Source organism: Rhodanobacter spathiphylli B39, assembly GCF_000264295.1.
GTDB lineage: Bacteria > Pseudomonadota > Gammaproteobacteria > Xanthomonadales > Rhodanobacteraceae > Rhodanobacter > Rhodanobacter spathiphylli.
Genome location: NZ_AJXT01000003.1, coordinates 120,374 through 137,718, shown reverse-complemented (window position 1 = coordinate 137,718; position 17,345 = coordinate 120,374). Strand labels below are relative to the sequence as shown.

Here is a 17,345-nt window from a genome sequence, read left to right as displayed (position 1 = left end):
GTTCGCCAGGCTCCCTCTTTTCCATCTGGAGAACGCATTGAAAGTCACCCGCCTCGCTTCCGCCCTCGTCGCCGCCAGCTTCGGCCTGGCCAGTTTTGCCGCGTTTGCCGATGTCCCGGCGCCGCAGGATGTGCCGTTTCAGGGCACCTTGAAGGTCAATGTGGACGCCACCGACCTGGCGCGCCGGATCTTCCGCGTGCACGAGGTGATCCCGGCGCAGCCCGGCCCGCTGACCCTGCTGTACCCGCAGTGGCTGCCCGGCCACCATTCGCCCAGCGGCCCGATCGACAAGCTGGCCGGCCTGGTGGTGACCGCCAACGGCAAGACTCTGCCGTGGAAGCGCGACCCGCTGAACGTCTACGCCTTCCACGTCGACGTGCCCGCCGGCGCCAGCAACGTGGAGGTGTCGTTCCAGTTCCTCTCGCCGCAGAGCAAGAGCGAGGGGCGCGTGGTGATGACGCCGGAAATGCTGAACCTGCAGTGGAACGCCAACACCATCTATCCGGCCGGCTACTACGCCAAGCGCATCATGGCCGAGACCAGCGTGAAGTTCCCCGCCGGCTGGCAGTTCGGCACCGCGCTGGAGGTGGCCTCGCGCGATGGCGACACCGTGCACTTCAAGCCGATCGCGTACAACGACCTGGTCGACTCGCCGATCTTCGCCGGCAAGTATTTCAAGCGCATCGACCTCGATCCGGGCGCCAAGGCGCCGGTGCATCTGAACGTCGTGGCCGACGCGGCGAAGTACCTGGAAGTGACGCCCGAGCAGATCAAGCTGCATCGCAACCTGGTGCAGCAGATGTACAAGATGTACGGCGCCCACCACTACAACCACTATGACTTCCTGCTTTCGCTCAGCGACAAGATGAGCGGGCAGGGCCTGGAGCACCATCGTTCCAGCGAGAACGGCGTGGGTACCGGCTACTTCACCGAGTGGGAAAAGGGCGCGCTGGGCCGCGACCTGCTGGCCCACGAATACAACCACTCGTGGGACGGCAAGTACCGCCGCGGCGCCGACCTCACCACGGTGAACTTCAACGTGCCGATGCAGGATTCGCTGCTGTGGGTGTACGAAGGCCAGACCCAGTTCTGGGGCCACGTGATGGCCACCCGTTCCGGCCTGTGGAACGAGGAGCAGGCGCGCGACATGCTGGCCTTCGTGGCCGCCACCTACGACCGCGGCCGCCCCGGCCTGGCCAGCTGGCGCAACGTGCAGGACACCACCAACGACCCGATCATCGCCCAGCGCGCGCCGTTGCCGTACCGCAACTACCAGGGCAGCGAGGACTACTACTCGGCCGGCCAGATGATCTGGCTCGACGTCGACGCCAAGCTGCGTGACCTCAGCCGCGGCAAGCATTCCATCGACGACTTCGGCAAGGCGTTCTTCGGCATGGACAACGGCGAGTGGGCCGTGAATCCCTACACCTTCGAAGACGTGGTGAAGACGCTCAACGACATCCAGCCGTTCGACTGGGCCAGCTACCTGCGCAGCCGTCTGGACGGCCACGGTTCGTTGATCGGCGGCGTCGAAGGCCACGGCTGGAAGCTGACCTACACCGACAAGCCGTCCGCCGCGGTGAAGGCCATCGAGGCCCGTCGTCATTCCGCCGACCTCACCTACTCGCTGGGCCTGTCGGTGGGCAAGGATGGCAGCATCGGCGACGTGCTGTGGGACGGCCCCGCGTTCAAGGCCGGCATTTCGCCGGGCATGAGCGTGATCGCGGTGAACGGCCACGACTACGACGCCGATGCGCTGAAGGACGCCGTCACCGCCTCGGCCAGGGACAAGAGCCTGCCGGTCGAGCTGCTGGTGAAGAACTTCGACCAGTACCAGACCATCCGCATCGACTACCACGACGGCCTGAAGTACCCGCACCTGGTGCGCGACACCAGCAAGCCGGACACCCTGAGCACCCTGCTCAAGGCCCGCTGAGGCCGTTCCGGCCTCATCGGGCATTGCGCTTCCCGCGTTCGCCTCCTCTCCCACTGGTGGGAGAGGAGCGGGTGAGGGAAGCGCAGGTGGCAGCGCATGCCCGCCCGCGGCAACTCGGCTATACTGCGCTCCCCGCGGGCCACTGCCCCGCGCGGCCACACATGCGCCTGTAGCTCAGCTGGATAGAGTACTGCCCTCCGAAGGCAGGGGTCGTGGGTTCGAATCCCGCCAGGCGCACCAACAGAGCCAACGACTTGGGCCACCTGGACAAAACACCATAAAGTGTCAGTTTTGACGCTTTATGCGATTTCGGGTTCTGACACGAATTGCTGTTTTTCCGTTACTGATCGCAGCGACTGACCGTGTAACGGCGGCGAGTGAACAGTCTCGCTACAACTTGTGCCTCCCGATGGCGCCAGTGTTGGATGCCCTCTCCGCGATTCCCGCGGCGGCGTTCCCTTCCCCTTGCGCGCGATCGCGAACTTGTCGGCTGGGGGCGACCGTGCGTGCGAATCTGAGACCATGGCGACCGGAGTACATCGGCGGCTGGGCGCTGGCCGGCTCACCGGTTCGGTGATTGCTCTATTTCACGGACGCGCACGCTCCATTGGGGGGCGAGTGCGCGCGGCTTTGGATGTGCGATTGCAGACACATTCCGCGGCCGGTCTGTGCGCTATAGATCGGCTACTGTAAAAATATGTTGACACGTGAACGACGGATGCGCATTATTTGATGCGTCCGTAGAAACTCTACTGTTCTTCGGATAAGTGGTGCGACAGGTTGCAGCCTGCCGCACCGGTTCGAATGTCCCAGTCGACGCTAACCAACAAGGATCAAACCGATGTCACTGTATCAAATTAGTTACGACCTCCGTAAGCAGCGGAATTACGACGCGCTCTACGAGCGCATCAAGGCCTATGGCAACTGGTGTCACGCACTGGAGTCCAGCTGGGTCATCTCCACGCCCCAATCCGCGGTACAGGTTCGCGACAACCTGCGCCAAGTATTGGATAGCGATGATGGGCTGCTCGTCACCCGCCTCTCCGGCCAGGCTGCCTGGTATGGCCTCAGCGAGACCGTAAGCACGTGGCTCAAGACGCAGCTCGAAAGCGCTGCGGCGTAATTGATCGGTGCCAGGGATGGCGCCTCCGCCAACAGAAGGGAGCAAGTGGATGCGCGAGCCTCTACGCCATGTCGCCGACATCCGTGTCGGCTACAGCTTTAGAACGAAGGTCGAAAACGACCCCGCTGGCGATGTCCGTGTGTTGCAGATCAGCGATATCAGAAATGCCGCGGCCCTCGATCCGCAGGCGCTGCCACGGGTCAAGTGGCCAGTCGCCAGCCAGCCGCCCTTGTTGCGTCCGGGAGACTTGGTGATACCGGCGCGCGGCGATCATTACGAGGCATTGGTCATACAAGGCGACGAGCCCATGGTGGCATCCGGTCAGCTGTTTGTGATTGAGCCCCGGACGGCAGTGGTGCGTCCCGACTACTTGTGCTGGTTCCTCAACAGATCCGAATCCAGTAACTACATCCTCAAGAATCGTGCTGGCAGCAGTATTCCTTCCCTGAGTCGCCCGGTTCTCGGCGACCTGCCGATCACGATTCCCGCGTTGGAGACGCAACAGAAGATTCTCGCCTTGGCGCAGTTGTGGCAGCAGGAACAAATGCTCAGCGAGCGGCTGCTCGTCAATCGCCAGAAGATGCTCGAAGGCATCTACAGCAAACTCTTGGAGTCGTGAGCAACATGACCACTGTGGATCAAAACGAAATCAACGCCGCCGTCTGGTCGGCGTGCGACACATTCCGTGGCACCGTGGATCCCAGCATCTACAAGGATTACGTGCTTACGATGCTGTTCCTAAAGTACGTCTCGGACGTCTGGCAGGACCACTACGATGAGTACAAGACACAGTACGGCGACCACCCTGATCTGATCGAGGAGATGCTCAAGAATGAGCGTTTCGTGCTGCCGCCACGGGCCAACTTCTACGCGCTCCATGAGCAGCGGCATTCGCCCGGAAACGGTGAGCGCATCGACAAGGCGTTGCACGCTATCGAAGATGCCAATATCGGCAAGTTGCGCGACGTCTTCCAGGACATCAGCTTCAACTCCACCAAGCTGGGCGACGAGCAGCAGAAGAACGACATTCTGCGACACCTACTGGAGGATTTCGCCAAGCCAGAGCTCAACTTGCGCCCCAGCCGCGTCGGCGCCCTCGACATCATCGGCAACGCCTACGAGTTCTTGATCAAGAACTTCGCCTCCACCAGTGGCAAGAAGGCGGGCGAGTTCTACACCCCGCCGGAAGTCTCCACCCTGATGGCGCAACTGATGGATCCGCAAGAAGGCGAGGAAATCAGCGATCCCACGTGTGGCTCCGGTTCGCTTCTGCTCAAGGTCGGCCGGTTGATCCGTGAGCGCACAGGGTCGCGCAAGTACGCGCTGTACGGCCAGGAAGCCATCGGCAGCACCTGGGCGCTGGCCAAGATGAACATGTTCTTGCATGGCGAGGACAACCACCGCATTGAGTGGGGCGACACCATCCGCAACCCCAAGCTGCTTGATGGTGAAGCTGCGTGGGATCCATTCTCGGCGGTGCGCGGGAAAAAGAAACCTGCGTCCGAGCCGTCGATAAAGCCGGCCAGCCTCAAGCACTTCGACATCGTCGTCGCCAATCCACCGTTCTCGCTGGAAAAGTGGGGCCACGAAGGTGCCGAGGCCGACACCTTCAGCCGCTTCCGTCGCGGTGTGCCGCCGCGCACCAAGGGCGACTACGCTTTCATCCTGCACATGATCGAAACCATGAAGCCGCGCAGCGGTCGCATGGCCGTGGTCGTGCCGCACGGCGTGCTGTTCCGTGGTGCCGCCGAGGGCCGCATCCGCAAGCAGCTCATCGACGAGAACCTGCTCGACGTGGTGATCGGTCTGCCGGAAAAACTGTTCTACGGCACCGGTATCCCCGCGGCGATCCTGGTGTTCCGCAAGAAGAAAGTCGACGACAAGGTGTTGTTCATCGACGCCAGCCGCGACTACCGGGACGGCAAGAACCAGAACTTCCTGCGCGACGCCGACCTCGCGCGCATTGTCGACACCGTGCAGGCGCGCCACAGCGTGGACAAGTACGCCTACCTTGCCAGCCCGGCCGAGATCGCCGGCAACGACTACAACCTCAACATCCCGCGCTATGTCGATACCTTCGAGGAAGAAGCCGAGATCGACCTGGTGGCCGTGCGCAAGGAGCGCCTCGAACTCAAGGCCGAGCTGGCGAAGCTGGAAGAGCAGATGGCCCGGTATCTGAAGGAACTGGGGTATGAGTGAACGCAAACCTCCTGGCGCGTCCGCGCCCGACCAGGCAGGTGGGCCCATGGCTCCACGCCTTTCCGAGGGCGAGCTGGTGCTGTACGCCACCGAGGACGGGCTTTCCCAGCTGTATCTGCGGGCCGAGGACGGCACCGTCTGGCTGACTCAGGCCGAGCTGGCCGAGTTGTTCCAGACCAGCAAGCAGAACATCAGCTTGCATATCAAGAACATCCTGGCGGAGGGCGAGCAAGCTGAATCAACCGTCAAGTTTTACTTGACCGTTCACACCGAGGGCGCGCGGCGGGTGCGGCGCAAGGTGTACCTGTACCGGCTGGAGATGATCCTGGCCGTCGGCTACCGCGTGAAATCCCCGCGCGGCACCCAGTTCCGCCAATGGGCCACCGCCCACCTGAAGGAGTACCTGGTCAAGGGCTTCGTCATGGACGACGAGCGCCTGAAGAACCCGGCGGGCTGGGACTACTTCGACGAGCTGCTGGAACGCATCCGCGAAATCCGCAGTTCGGAAAAGCGCTACTACCAGAAGGTGCGCGACCTGTTCGCGCTGTCGGTGGACTACCGCGACAACGAGGAGGCCGCCGGCCAGTTCTTCGCCACCGTGCAGAACAAGATGCTGTTCGCCGTGGCCGGCAAGACTGCCGCCGAAATCGTGGTGGAACGCGCCGACCCCAACCAGCCCAACATGGCGCTCACCACGTGGAAGGCTGGCCGCGTGCGCAAGACCGACGTGGTAGTGGCCAAGAACTACCTGCGCGCCGACGAGCTGAGCGCGTTGAACCGCATCGCCACCATGTTCCTCGACTACGCCGAGGATCGCGCTAGCCAGCGGCAGAACCTGCGCATGAATGATTGGCAGCAGTACGTGGACCGCTTCGTCGAGTTCAACGAACGGCCCTTGCTCATGAATGCTGGTTCCATCAGCCACGAGCGCATGCGCGAGATCGCGCACGAACGCTATGCGGCGTTCGATGCGAAGCGACGCCAGGCGGAGGCGCTGGCGGCGGATGCGGAGGATATCCGCGAGCTGGAGGCGGTGGAGAAGCGCGGGCGCAAAGGAGGTAAGCATGCTTCCTGAGGGTTGGAATAGGGCAACAGTTGCTGACGTCTGCAGCTTTCAGAATGGTCATGGGTTCGGGCCGGAAGATTGGGACGACAAAGGGTTTCCGATCATCCGAATCCAGAATCTGAACGGGGGAAAGAAGTTCGATTACTTCTCCGGCACGCCGGAAGCTGAGTGGATAGTTCACTCTGGCCAACTGCTTTTTGCTTGGGCGGGAACCCGGGGCGTGTCCTTTGGGCCTACGGTCTGGCGTGGCCCGACAGGCGTATTGAATCAGCACATATTCAAAGTTACGGCCAACACGGACGTACAGGAAGGCTGGCTTTATTGGGCGCTGCGTCATGTGACTGATCGAGTCGAGCGCAACGCGCATGGCTTCAAAGACACGTTAGTCCATGTAAAGAAATCCGATATCGAAAGGCAGTCAGTATCTGTCCCTTCACCCGAGGATCAGAAGCGCATATCTGCAACGCTTGATACATGGGACGCCGCCATCGCCACCACCGAGCGCCTGCTGGCCAATAGCCGCGAACAATGTTCGGTACTTGCGCAGAAGCTGATGTCGGGAAGGACGCGACAGAAGGGTACGCTTGCTTGGAAGAAGCGAACGCTGTCGGAACTCATGCGTGAAAGCAGGGTGCTTGGCTCTGGTGGACACGAAGCCAGGAAGCTGACCGTCAAACTCTATGCCAAGGGTGTCATAGAAAAATCCAGCCGGGGCGCGGGGAGTGAATCGACGCAGTACTACCGGCGTTCGGCAGGGCAGTTCATCTACAGCAAACTCGATTTCCTAAACGGCGCCTTTGGGCTGGTTCCCGCCGAACTTGACGGCTACGAAAGCACGCTCGACCTTCCCGCTTTCGACCTGCTTCCCGATGTAGACGCGCGCTGGCTCCTGTACTTCGTATCACGCGAAGAGTTCTACCGTAGCCAGCTCGGGTTGGCGAACGGTGGTCGCAAGGCACGTCGCGTAAACCCCAAGGACTTGCTGCAGATCGCCATTCCCGTTCCGGGCATCATGGAACAACAAGCGATTGCCGATGCGCTTGACCTTGCCTGGAAGATCGCCCGTGACGACGAGGCGCAGCTGCGTTCGCTCCGCATCGAAAAATCAGCCCTGATGCAACAGCTTCTCACCGGCAAGCGCCGAGTGTGCCTGCCGGCCGCCACGGAGGCTGTCGCATGTTGAACACGACGTTCCCGCACCGCTGCCAGCGCGCACCCGAAACCGCTACACTGCGGCCAACACAGCCGCCACGCCTCTGCTCACGCATGCGCAACCTTGGCGGCTTTTTCTTGTGGGTCGCGCCATGAACGACAGCGCCCCCGACACCCGCGAGCAGGCCAGCGCGCAGATTCCCGCGCTGCACCTGCTGGCTCATCTCGGCTGGCGCTATCTGGGCACGGCCGCCTGCCTCGCGCTGCGCGGCAGCACGCGCGAGGTGCTGCTGAAGCCGCGCCTGATCGAAGCGCTGCAGGCGCGCCGTTTCGACTACAAGGGCGAGCGCTACCCGCTCTCGCCCAGCGCCATCGACCAGATCGTGCGCGAGTTGTCGGCGCTGCCGCTGGCCGAAGGGCTGCTGGCCGCCAACGAACGGCTGTACACCAAACTCGCGCTGGGCATCACCGTCACCGAGTTCATGCCGGACGGCAAGAAGCACCAGCCGACCATTGCCATCATCGACTGGGCCGATCCGGCTGCGAACCTGTGGGACGTGACCGAGGAGTGCGAGCTGCTGTCCGCGCAGGGCACGCATCACCGCACACCGGATATCGTGGGCTACGTGAACGGCTTGCCGCTGGCGGTGATCGAAGCCAAGCGCCCCGAATCCGGCCACGTCGGCAAGGCGATGGTGAGCGAGGGCATCAGCCAGCACCTGCGCAACCAGCGCCAGGACGAGATTCCGCAATTGTTCGCCTATGCGCAGTTGCTGTTGTCGATCAGCCAGACCGAGGGCCGCTACGGCACCACCCACACGGCCAGCAAGTTCTGGGCGCGTTGGCGCGAGGAGGCATTCGACGACAAGGCGCTGGCCGCCATCAAGAACCGCGCGCTGCCGCTGGATACGCAGCGCGCCTTGTTCGACGGCAAGCCGGCCAAACTGCGCAGCTACTTCGAGGCGCTGTGGTCGCAGCCCACGCTGCCCACCGACCAGGATCGCCTGCTGGCCGGCCTGCTCACGCCGGTGCGCTTGCTGGAGTTCCTGCGCGGCTTCGTGCTGTTCGACCGCAAGGTGGGCAAGGTCGTCGCGCGCTACCAGCAGTTCTTTGGCATCCGCGCCCTGCTGGCGCGCATCGCGCAGAAGCGGCCCGACGGCGGGCGCGAGGGCGGCGTGCTGTGGCATACCACCGGTTCCGGCAAGAGCTTCACCATGGTGTTTCTCACCAAGGCGCTGCTGCTGGACGACGCGCTCAAGGCTTGCCGCGTGGTGGTGGTGACCGACCGCATCGACCTGGAAACCCAGCTGGCGCGCAACTTCATCACCGGCGGCGCGTTCGGCTCCGCCATCGCCACCCGCAAGGAGGGCGAGGGCAGCAAGGCCACCTCCGGGCGCGAGCTGGCGCGGCGCATCGGCCATGGCAGCGAGCGCATCACCTTCTCGCTGGTGCAGAAGTTCAACACCGCCTCCAAGCTGCCGGAGTGCCGCAACGATTCGCCCGACCTGGTGGTGCTGGTGGACGAGGGCCACCGCAGCCACGGCGGCGAAACCCACGAGCGCATGCGCAAGGCGCTGCCAAAGGCGGCTTATATCGCCTTTACCGGCACGCCCTTGCTGAAAAATGAGAAGACCGCGAACAAGTTCGGCGCCATCGTGCACGCCTATTCCATGCAGCGCGCGGTGGAGGACGAAACTGTGGCACCGCTCTTGTACGAGGAGCGCGTGCCCGAGCTGGACATCAACGAGGAGGCGGTCAACCGCTGGTTCGACAAGATCACCGCTTCGCTGTCGTCGGCGCAGAGCTCGGATCTCAAGAAGAAGTTCGCCGGGAAACGGGCCATCTACGGTGCGGCCAACCGCATCGAGCTGATCGCCTGGGATATCGCCACCCACTTCAACGAAAACATCAAGCAGCTGGATCTTGGCCTGAAGGGCCAGGTAGCCACCGACAGCAAGATCGATGCGATTCGCTACAAGAAGGCACTGGACGATACCGGGTTGGTGACCAGTGCCGTCGTCATCTCCGCACCCGATACCCGCGAAGGCAATGCCGAGATCGACGAAGACGCGATGCCGGAAGTGCAGAAGTGGTGGAAGCAGAACATCGTGGATCGCAAGCTTGATCCCGAGGAATACGAGAAGCAGGCGCTGCAGGACTTCGGCTGCGACGGTTCGCCCGATTTGCTGATCGTGGTCGACAAGCTGCTCACCGGCTTCGACGAGCCACGTAACACCGTTCTGTACATCGACAAGCCACTGAAGGGCCACAACCTGATCCAGGCCGTGGCGCGCGTGAACCGCCTGCACGATGCCAAGCGCTACGGCGTGCTGGTGGATTACCGCGGCATCCTCAAGGAACTGGATGTCGCCGTGCGCGCCTATCAGGATCTGGAAGAGCGCACCCAGGGCGGGTACGAGTTGGCGGATATCGACGGCCTGTACCAGGACTTCAGCACCCAGTACAAACGCCTGCCAACCTTGCACGACCGCCTGTGGTCTTTCTTCAAGAGTGTGGCCAACCGCAAGGATACCGAGCAGTACCGCGAAATTCTGAAGCCGCATCTGGTGAAGGGGGACGATGGCGAGGAGTACGACGAGCGGCAGAAGCTGCGCGACGACTTCTCGGCGGCGCTGACCGAGTTCGGCTTGTGTCTGCAGACGGCGCTGTCATCGCGTAGCTTTTTCGAGGACCAAAGTTTCTCCGAGGAACTGATCCGTCGTTACAAGGACGATCTGCGCTTCTTTTCCAGTCTGCGCCAGATTGCCCGCCGAGACGCGATGGAAACCGTCGACTACAGCGTCTACGAGGAACAGATCCGCAAGTTGGTGGACAAGCAGGTGATCGGCAAGGAGGTGCGCGACCCGCAGGGCGTGTACCTGGTGCACGAGCTGGGCAAGGTCGAGGATCCGCAAACCTGGTCAGAGGAAAAGACCCGCAACGAAACCGACCTGATCAAGACCCGGGTGCGCAAGACCATCGAGCAGGAACTCGCCGAAGACCCCTATGCCCAGAAGGTTTTTGGCGAGTTGCTGCGGCAGGCCATCGCCGAAGCGGAGGCCATGTTCGACCACCCGCTGAAGCAATACGCGCTGTTCAAGGCCTTCGAGCAGAAGGTCGAGGCGCGCGATGTCCCCGGCATCCCGCCCGCGTTCGCGGAGAACCGGCACGCCATGGCCTACTTTGGTGCGCTGAAGCTGGTGCTGGGCGACGCGGCCTTCGACGGCATGGAGGATGCGGAACACAGGGCGTACATCGATCTCGCCGTGGAGATCGACCAGGTGGTGCGCAATGCCATCGCCGAGAACTCGCTCAACCCGCAGAACATCGAGACAGCGGTGCGCAAGGCGCTGCTGCCGGAACTCTTCGCGCGGGTGGGGCTGGACCAGGCGAAGGCTGTGGTCGACCAGATTATCCAGATCGTGAGGGTGGGTTTGAGCCGTGGCTGATGCCTCGTCGCCGGAAGCCGGCTGGAGTATCCATTACGGCGGTGAAGTCATTCGGTTCGTGGTGCGCAGCCAGCCGCAGCGCCTCCGCGGAAGCATTGCCATCCATGTCGAACCACCGGGCCGGGTGCTGGTGGATGCGCCGGCCGATGCGTCGCGGTTGGCCATACTCGCTGCAGTGCGCAAGCGCGCGCGATGGGTGCACGGCCACCTGACCGGCTTCCGCCGACGGCACACTCATGTGCTGCCGCGCGAATATGTCAGCGGGGAAACCGTGATTTACCTCGGTCGTCGTTATCGGCTGAAAGTGATACCTGCCACCGCTGCCGAGGCCGCCGTGAAGTTGTGCGGAAGTCGCCTTGAGATACGCAGTCCCGACACGGCTCCGGCCTCGATTCGCGGGGCCATGGAGACATGGTACCGCGCCCGCGCCCGCACGGTTTTTGCCGCACGCATCGACGACATGCTCACGACCCTGCGCTGGAAGTCGACGCGGCCACCCATGCGCCTGCAGGCCATGAAAACCCAATGGGGAAGCTGCTCACCGACAGGGAAGATCACGCTCAATCCATGGCTGGTGAAAGCGCCGCGCGATTGCATCGACTACGTGATCCTTCACGAGCTATCCCATCTCAGGGAACATAACCACAGCCCACGATTCTTCAAGCTGCTGGATCGGCATATGCCGGCATGGCGACAGCGCAAAGCGCGCCTGGATGAACTCGCCGAAGTGATTCTGAACCTGTAGATGCAGCAAGCATGCAGTCAGTGCCTTCATCAAGTCCCGAAGATCTGCACGCCACGGTTGCAAATTTGGTCGAGTGACTCATCTGGTGCCAGGAATCTCATGTCGAGCGGCAGAGCGAGCTCAAGTGCCTCTGTTTTGAATGCGAGCGTAACCAGTTGGAGGAGGCGCTCCTGCTGTGCCTTGGCAGCCACGATGGTGAGGAGCAGGATGACTGCTGCGCTATCGTCTTCACGATGCAGCTCCGTCAGGAATGCCGTCTTTACCGTGGCCTCCTTCTCAAACAGATTGCGTAGGATCATGTTCAGCGCAACCGTGGACACAGATGGTGGCTCGACCAGGAATTCGGTCTGCGCCGGCATCTCGCCCATGGTGAAGCTGCCAAGCGGTCTTCCCTCCAAGAGGGCCGTAACCTCCGGTGGGTAGAGCGCGATCGCATCCACGTTCGGATTGAGCATCAGCAAGGCACCTCGTGTCAGGTCGAATAGATGCCGGCCCGGCATCGCCACGACGAGGACTGTGTTGTTCGCGGCCGCTTCGGCTTGTCCCTTGTCACTGAAGAACGGCAACGCAGTCTGTCCGTTGTCAGGGCGTATGAACTGAATGAAGCGCATGACGCCCCGAGGTGGGCTCCCCACTGGAACATGAGCGTAGACCGTCGCATCAAGCAACGCTTCGAAGAACTGCTGTTGTGCGTGCTCGGGGTTTACGCCTCGCGCTGTAGTCCTGGCGGCAGCCAGCAATTGCGCAAGCTTCTTGGGCGTTATCTTAGCCATTCTTAAACCTGCCGATGGGTGGGGTAGGACGTCACACATTTGCTCGAAAGCCTACGCGCGTGGCTGACTCGATGACGAAACATCATCTTGACTAACCTTGTCAGAAGGCTGGATCTCGCGACTCGCATTCATCTTGGCCAAGGCAACGCGTATCGCCGAGCGAGCGATGGCCTTCGAGACGTGGATTTCCCGCCTCATCTGAGCCACGGTATTCATCCGATGTAGGCGCTTACCGGATCGCTGCAGCTGTTCGATCAGCTTGGTGAGATAGCTGCTTGCAACTTCGAACCTTGTGCTCTTGGCGATCTCGATGCGGTGTCTTCGTTCATTACTGTACTTCGCGCAAAGCTCCGAGTTCTTTCGCTTGAAGTTGGAGAGGCTCACCGCATATTCCGAACATATATTTGTGAAGGGAGGCAACATGGTTGTGTTCGGAAGGGCCAGCAACTTGCGCATCGTGCGTTCACAAAGTCGATAACCATGTTTGTTGAATCCCCGTCGCTGCGGCGGTCTTGGGGTGTCAATGTCGGACTCGAACAGGCCAGGGGAAACGGCCTCCTCAGGCCGCAAGAAAATGTCCATAGGCGTTGTTCCGCAGCGCGCGGCCATGCCGAATATGGTGGTCAAGCGGTGCCCAAGTGCTCGCATCTTCGCTGTTTCGCTGGATACCGGGCATGGGCGCCCCTCCAGCGCGGCAAGCCGTATGGCTTTGGCAAGGAATATATCGACAGCGCGGTGCGGAATATCCGCGGATTTGGGCGTCGCGATGTGTGTGAGAACTTTCAACATCTCGGTGTGGCACCACGCCTCCCACGGCGTGCTTTCGTCTCGCATTCTGTCAGCGGATTTCAACGCAAAGCCGCATTTGATGCAGAGCATCCGAACCGAACCTATGCGCCAGTCGCGTTGATATGAGCCGCATCGGGCACAACGATCCGTGAGTCGCGCCCCATGTAACGGGCAGCGTGTAATCTGCGGAATCCACCACGCGAGAGGCTCTACAATCCTATCGGCGAGCTGCGCGTAGCACATCGGACACCATCGGCGCCGTTGCACGCTCGATCCCGTCTGGTTTCGACTGAGGGCGCCGCGAAGCCGCAACAGTGTCCCGCATGCCAGATTTGCGGCGCCTGTCAATTTCTCCAACCGCTCGACTATCACCGCGGTTCGGCCCGAGTGCGTGCAAAAGATCCGTGCATCGAGATCGATGCTCTTGAGTTCCGGGGCGTCGTCGATGCTCAAGTACGACGAATCATTGAACAGCACTTTGGCCAGCTGCTTCGGCGTAACTTGGTGTGCGTCAGCCAAGCGGCAATAGAACGATGCTAGCGATTCAACTTGTGGCGTGCCCAAGCCGTACAGGCGAAGCGGCGCGAGTATGGTCTTCATGGTTGGGGGCCACAGGGGTCACGGACAGGATTGCGCCGACCTGGATGCTTGCTCCCCCGTTTCGTCGGCGCTGCTTTCGCTGGCTTGGGAAGCTCGCCCTTGACCCGTGCCTCCCCTGTCTCGATTTCGTGCTTTAGGCGTTCCGTCTGGATTGGCGTGTACTTGGCTTCCTCGATGTCTTGCCAGCGAAGTCCATCCCGTCCTTGTGCCAAGGCGGTGAACCTCGCGCGCTCGAACAATTTCTCGACTTCGCCAAACACGCCGAAAGTCCATGCCAAGACGGTCTCAGCATGTTTGCTCAGCGTGGCTGGCTCCTCGAAGCCAATCGCCTTCGAGTACATACGCAACACCGAGTAGAACGCCGCACGGTCGGCGTCCAGATCTGTGTCGTAGCGCTGCAAATGAATCAGGTGGCTACGTCGGTTGAGCTGCGCACTGTGGTTCCATATGTCAAGCAGGTCGTAAGTCCCAAAGAGAAAGATGATGATTCCAAGCCTTTCGGCGAGGATCTTCAGACTTTCGAGGTGATCTGACGGGCTGCGATTCACGTGAGTGAGGCACATGCTTTGAGCCTCGTCGACGAAGATCGCTTGTAGGTGTACAGCCTGTGCCAGGCATTCGAAAGCGCGCCTGATCTTCGTCTCCGTCATCGAAACACGGATGGAGTCCCAGAACGGTTCGCCAAGAAAATCCAGTTGCTCCGGCGTCATCTGCTTTGCTTGTGGACTCCCCGCCAAAGTGCCCCCGCGCCTGAAGGGATCGCCTAGCTGGCCCAGCATGCGGCTGTAGAAATCCTTCGACGAGAAATAGCCGCTCTCCGAGTTTGTGGCCAGGACGGAAACGAGCGGGATCTGATTCTTCGATGGGTCAGCGTCTGACCGGTACGAGGTTCCTTCAAGATGGCTTCGGAGCGTCGACTTTCCCGCGCCGGACGGACCTACCACGAATACCAAGGTGCCTTTCGATGCATGAGTGATACAGACGCGAGCCTCCCGCTCCCACGCCTTGAAGTGAGCGTGCTCCAGCGTGCCAGTCAGCAACATGATTCTGTCTCCTTCGTATCATGGTAGAAACGGAATGTCGGGCAGCCGATCGAAGTCGATCGATTCGATTTGGGGCTTGATCGATGGCGACGCTGGGGGTGTGGTGCTGTTGGCGGCGCCACTGTCCGCTTCGTCGCAGGCAGCCGCGGCGGCGGCTGATGCCTCGAGTTGCTCCATCCGCTTCGCAATGCGCTCGTGGCTTTGACGCCCTTCCTCACGGGCCGTCCTGCTATTGCTACGCCCCCGATAGTTTTCGAAGAACTTACCTTCATCCGAGAGTGGCAGGATCACGCCGTGATCCCGGGAGTGCGTGGTGATCCACCTGCCATCACATCTGACATACAACGTGCTTGGATTGGCAGGGTCGAGGCGAGTCTCTTCAAATTTGTAGGGCCGCCTGATTGCGTTCAGTTCGTCAGACCAATACTCGCGGTAGCCGCAACGCAGGCCCTTTCGCTTGTTCAGCGTGATGTCTACCGGGATCGATGTAGCGATCAAGTACGAAAGATCGCAAGTAACATGATGGCCAATGTGGCCGAACTCCTGGACTCCCTGAGCAAGCAGGCCGTCTGGGCACCCATCAGCGGTTCCGTGGGTCGTCTTGTTCCATTCGTGGAACCAGAAATGCCTGGCTTCCTGGATGATGATCGCGAGCTCGAGCCGGGCTGTTGCCCGACTTTTCTTGTTGCCTGAGGCTGCTCGGTTGTGCTGATCTGCCCAGGTCGCGCCGTCGAGCCGGTTGGCGATGCGGAAATTGATTTGCTTCAGTGCCGTTTCCTCCAGGCCGCCAAAGCGGGGAGCGCCTGAAGCTCGCGAGTACTTCGCCGAGTTGAACCGGGGCAGCAACTGTTCCCAGAAGGTTGACCCGTACTCGCCACCCCGATCCTGAGCGATATACGGAGGTACGCGCTTTTGCCGTGCTCCCATGTCCCGGAATGCAAGCGATAGAGCAAATCGGTCGGACTTCCCAAAACCAAGCCACGCCCCCAAAGCTTTATCTGTCGCTTCGTCATAAAAAACATAGAACCAAGGCGGCTCGCAGAACATCGACAGCTTAAAGATGCTCCAGGACCGAACGTCGAACTGCGTGCTATCGATGTGGCTGATCAGGCCTGGAATTTCGCAGCGGACTGTTGCGTGTTCGGCCGACACCGGTGGCCGGGCGGCGTGGTAGCCACGAATCCCAAGTCGGCCATAAGCGACCTGCTCGGGAGCGATCTTGAGGCACATGTTCCGCAATGCACTCTTGGAGATTTTGGGGATGCTCTCTTCCGAGCAAGCTGCATCCACATGGCCAAGCAACTGCGATTGATCCTTGCACCTGCCGAGAACCCAGTGCGACTGGATGACGTCCTGGGCGATGCGCACTTGATCGGGAGTCAGCCGCGGTACGCGATTGCCGCGGGAACGATAATCGGGAAGGCACGCTGCAAGTGGATGTCCTGGTGACGCCTCTGGATCGGAAAGGCGACGCAGGTAGCGGTAGTCATTGCGGGTAGGCTTCCTTTTCCCGTCCAAGACCTCTTTGATCTGTTCGTAGACCTTGGTCGCGTGTGCAAGCGCAGCGGGTGTAGCACGGAGCAATGCTGCGAGATCCGTTTCGCTGCTTTCGTCAAGCGCTGTGCGGTATGTCTGCAGCAGGTGCTCCTGAAATTCGTCGGCCTGGGCGCGATCCGCGAAGATGCGAAATGTGTCCTGTTGTGACAAGAGCTGCGCTTTCAGGGCACCGAAGATTCGGGAGCTTGCCAAGAGTGCGTAGATGACGGCTGGCTCAGGCCCGCGTCTGGCACTACAAAGATCGAAGATGGTTGGCGAGTCCGTCAGCCTTTCCAGCAGGCGCTTATAGTCAGCGTCGGAAACCTCGACTGGCTGGCTCAGCTGCACAGCATGGAGAAACTCGAGGTTGGCCAAGTAGCGTGAAGCTGTGTCGTCTGTCACGTAGACTTCGTGCGGAAGACCTATCTTCTCGGCAGCTGTTCTTGCGGGGACGAAGTACGGCACGCCGTCGACATAATTCCAGTCCTCGGGCTTGTCGGCTAATTTCCTGGCAAGCCCCTTGGCCGTCTTGCACTCGACGAGCGCCGGGCCATCCCGTCGCAGCAGCAAATAGTCCGGTGTGTAGGTGGAAACGTGAGTTCCCTTGACGCCACGATCCCTTCGCAGTTGGATGGGCTTGGGCTGGTCCCAAATTTCCAGGACGTCACTCGACAATTCCGCTTCATAGACGAATACCGCTTCGCACGTACGACTTTCTGCCTGAACCGTCAGGCCGATCTTCTTGCTGGGGATACGGGCGCAGACATTGCAACGTGCGCTGTCGCCGACGCGCCGTGAGGGCGGAGAAGAGCGCACTGCCGAGATGTAATTCACGGCAGCTTCGCTGAGCTTGGTTTGCTTGCAATAGGTTGCAAATTCGGTCGAGCTGAGCATGCTTTTCTCAGCGCACGCCCGCCCGTTGCCGCCGAAGTTC

At 61.1% G+C, this 17,345-nt stretch carries 12 protein-coding genes and 1 tRNA gene; 9 read left to right on the top strand and 4 right to left on the bottom strand.

The features are described from left to right. Window positions 1-37 precede the first annotated feature (37 nt). The 9 genes from UU7_RS00660 to UU7_RS00620 all read left to right on the top strand — a co-directional run bounded on the left by UU7_RS00660 (window position 38) and on the right by UU7_RS00620 (window position 11,670). Entirely contained in the window at window positions 38-1,936 is a 1,899-nt protein-coding gene (locus UU7_RS00660; RefSeq protein WP_007804377.1) for a M61 family metallopeptidase, read from the top strand. 163 nt (window positions 1,937-2,099) lie between these two features. After that, a tRNA-Arg gene (locus tag UU7_RS00655) sits at window positions 2,100-2,176 on the top strand. A gap of 601 nt (window positions 2,177-2,777) precedes the next feature. Then, window positions 2,778-3,059, top strand: a complete 282-nt coding sequence (locus tag UU7_RS00650) for a hypothetical protein (protein WP_007804375.1) — start codon at window positions 2,778-2,780, stop codon at window positions 3,057-3,059. Between the two features lie 49 nt (window positions 3,060-3,108). Further along, window positions 3,109-3,678 (top strand): restriction endonuclease subunit S, encoded by a 570-nt coding sequence (locus tag UU7_RS00645; protein ID WP_007804374.1) that lies wholly within the window; start codon window positions 3,109-3,111, stop codon window positions 3,676-3,678. A gap of 5 nt (window positions 3,679-3,683) precedes the next feature. Further along, a complete protein-coding gene (locus tag UU7_RS00640; RefSeq protein WP_007804371.1) occupies window positions 3,684-5,258 on the top strand; it encodes a type I restriction-modification system subunit M in 1,575 nt (524 codons plus the stop codon). Window positions 5,259-5,304: 46 nt separating this feature from the next. Continuing rightward, window positions 5,305-6,333: a RhuM family protein gene (locus UU7_RS00635; protein ID WP_007804368.1), complete on the top strand. Its 1,029-nt coding sequence runs from the start codon at window positions 5,305-5,307 to the stop codon at window positions 6,331-6,333. Then, entirely contained in the window at window positions 6,323-7,507 is a 1,185-nt protein-coding gene (locus UU7_RS17535) for a restriction endonuclease subunit S (RefSeq protein WP_083845899.1), read from the top strand. The genes UU7_RS00635 and UU7_RS17535 overlap by 11 nt, the downstream gene beginning before the upstream one ends. Before the next feature lie 121 nt (window positions 7,508-7,628). After that, window positions 7,629-10,925 carry a type I restriction endonuclease subunit R gene (locus UU7_RS00625; protein WP_007804362.1) on the top strand — a complete coding sequence of 1,099 codons (3,297 nt, stop codon included), beginning with the start codon at window positions 7,629-7,631 and terminating at the stop codon, window positions 10,923-10,925. After that, entirely contained in the window at window positions 10,918-11,670 is a 753-nt protein-coding gene (locus UU7_RS00620) for a M48 family metallopeptidase (RefSeq protein WP_007804361.1), read from the top strand. The genes UU7_RS00625 and UU7_RS00620 overlap by 8 nt, the downstream gene beginning before the upstream one ends. Before the next feature lie 29 nt (window positions 11,671-11,699). On the opposite strand, the gene UU7_RS00615 is transcribed toward UU7_RS00620, so the two are convergent. From UU7_RS00615 to UU7_RS00600, 4 genes are read right to left on the bottom strand one after another with little or no spacing between them, the layout of a single operon-like run. Further along, entirely contained in the window at window positions 11,700-12,443 is a 744-nt protein-coding gene (locus UU7_RS00615) for an SseB family protein (RefSeq protein WP_083845898.1), read from the bottom strand. Between the two features lie 51 nt (window positions 12,444-12,494). Beyond that, window positions 12,495-13,832: a TniQ family protein gene (locus UU7_RS17530; RefSeq protein ID WP_083845897.1), complete on the bottom strand. Its 1,338-nt coding sequence runs from the start codon at window positions 13,830-13,832 to the stop codon at window positions 12,495-12,497. After that, complete coding sequence (locus tag UU7_RS00605) at window positions 13,829-14,875, bottom strand: TniB family NTP-binding protein (RefSeq protein WP_007804356.1); 1,047 nt, start codon at window positions 14,873-14,875, stop codon at window positions 13,829-13,831. Before UU7_RS00605 ends, UU7_RS17530 begins: the two co-directional genes overlap by 4 nt. Before the next feature lie 18 nt (window positions 14,876-14,893). Continuing rightward, the gene (locus tag UU7_RS00600) at window positions 14,894-17,305 is read right to left on the bottom strand and encodes a TnsA endonuclease N-terminal domain-containing protein (protein ID WP_157581784.1); all 2,412 of its coding nucleotides are present in this window, start codon (window positions 17,303-17,305) and stop codon (window positions 14,894-14,896) included. Between the last annotated feature and the right edge of the window lie 40 nt (window positions 17,306-17,345).

Coding starts and splice junctions, on each gene's coding strand:
- UU7_RS00600 (WP_157581784.1), bottom strand. CDS start 17,305: ATGCTCAGCTCGACCGAATTTGCAACCTATTGCAAGCAAACCAAGCTC.
- UU7_RS00625 (WP_007804362.1), top strand. CDS start 7,629: ATGAACGACAGCGCCCCCGACACCCGCGAGCAGGCCAGCGCGCAGATT.
- UU7_RS17530 (WP_083845897.1), bottom strand. CDS start 13,832: ATGAAGACCATACTCGCGCCGCTTCGCCTGTACGGCTTGGGCACGCCA.
- UU7_RS00640 (WP_007804371.1), top strand. CDS start 3,684: ATGACCACTGTGGATCAAAACGAAATCAACGCCGCCGTCTGGTCGGCG.
- UU7_RS17535 (WP_083845899.1), top strand. CDS start 6,323: ATGCTTCCTGAGGGTTGGAATAGGGCAACAGTTGCTGACGTCTGCAGC.
- UU7_RS00615 (WP_083845898.1), bottom strand. CDS start 12,443: ATGGCTAAGATAACGCCCAAGAAGCTTGCGCAATTGCTGGCTGCCGCC.
- UU7_RS00635 (WP_007804368.1), top strand. CDS start 5,305: ATGGCTCCACGCCTTTCCGAGGGCGAGCTGGTGCTGTACGCCACCGAG.
- UU7_RS00605 (WP_007804356.1), bottom strand. CDS start 14,875: ATGTTGCTGACTGGCACGCTGGAGCACGCTCACTTCAAGGCGTGGGAG.
- UU7_RS00645 (WP_007804374.1), top strand. CDS start 3,109: ATGCGCGAGCCTCTACGCCATGTCGCCGACATCCGTGTCGGCTACAGC.
- UU7_RS00650 (WP_007804375.1), top strand. CDS start 2,778: ATGTCACTGTATCAAATTAGTTACGACCTCCGTAAGCAGCGGAATTAC.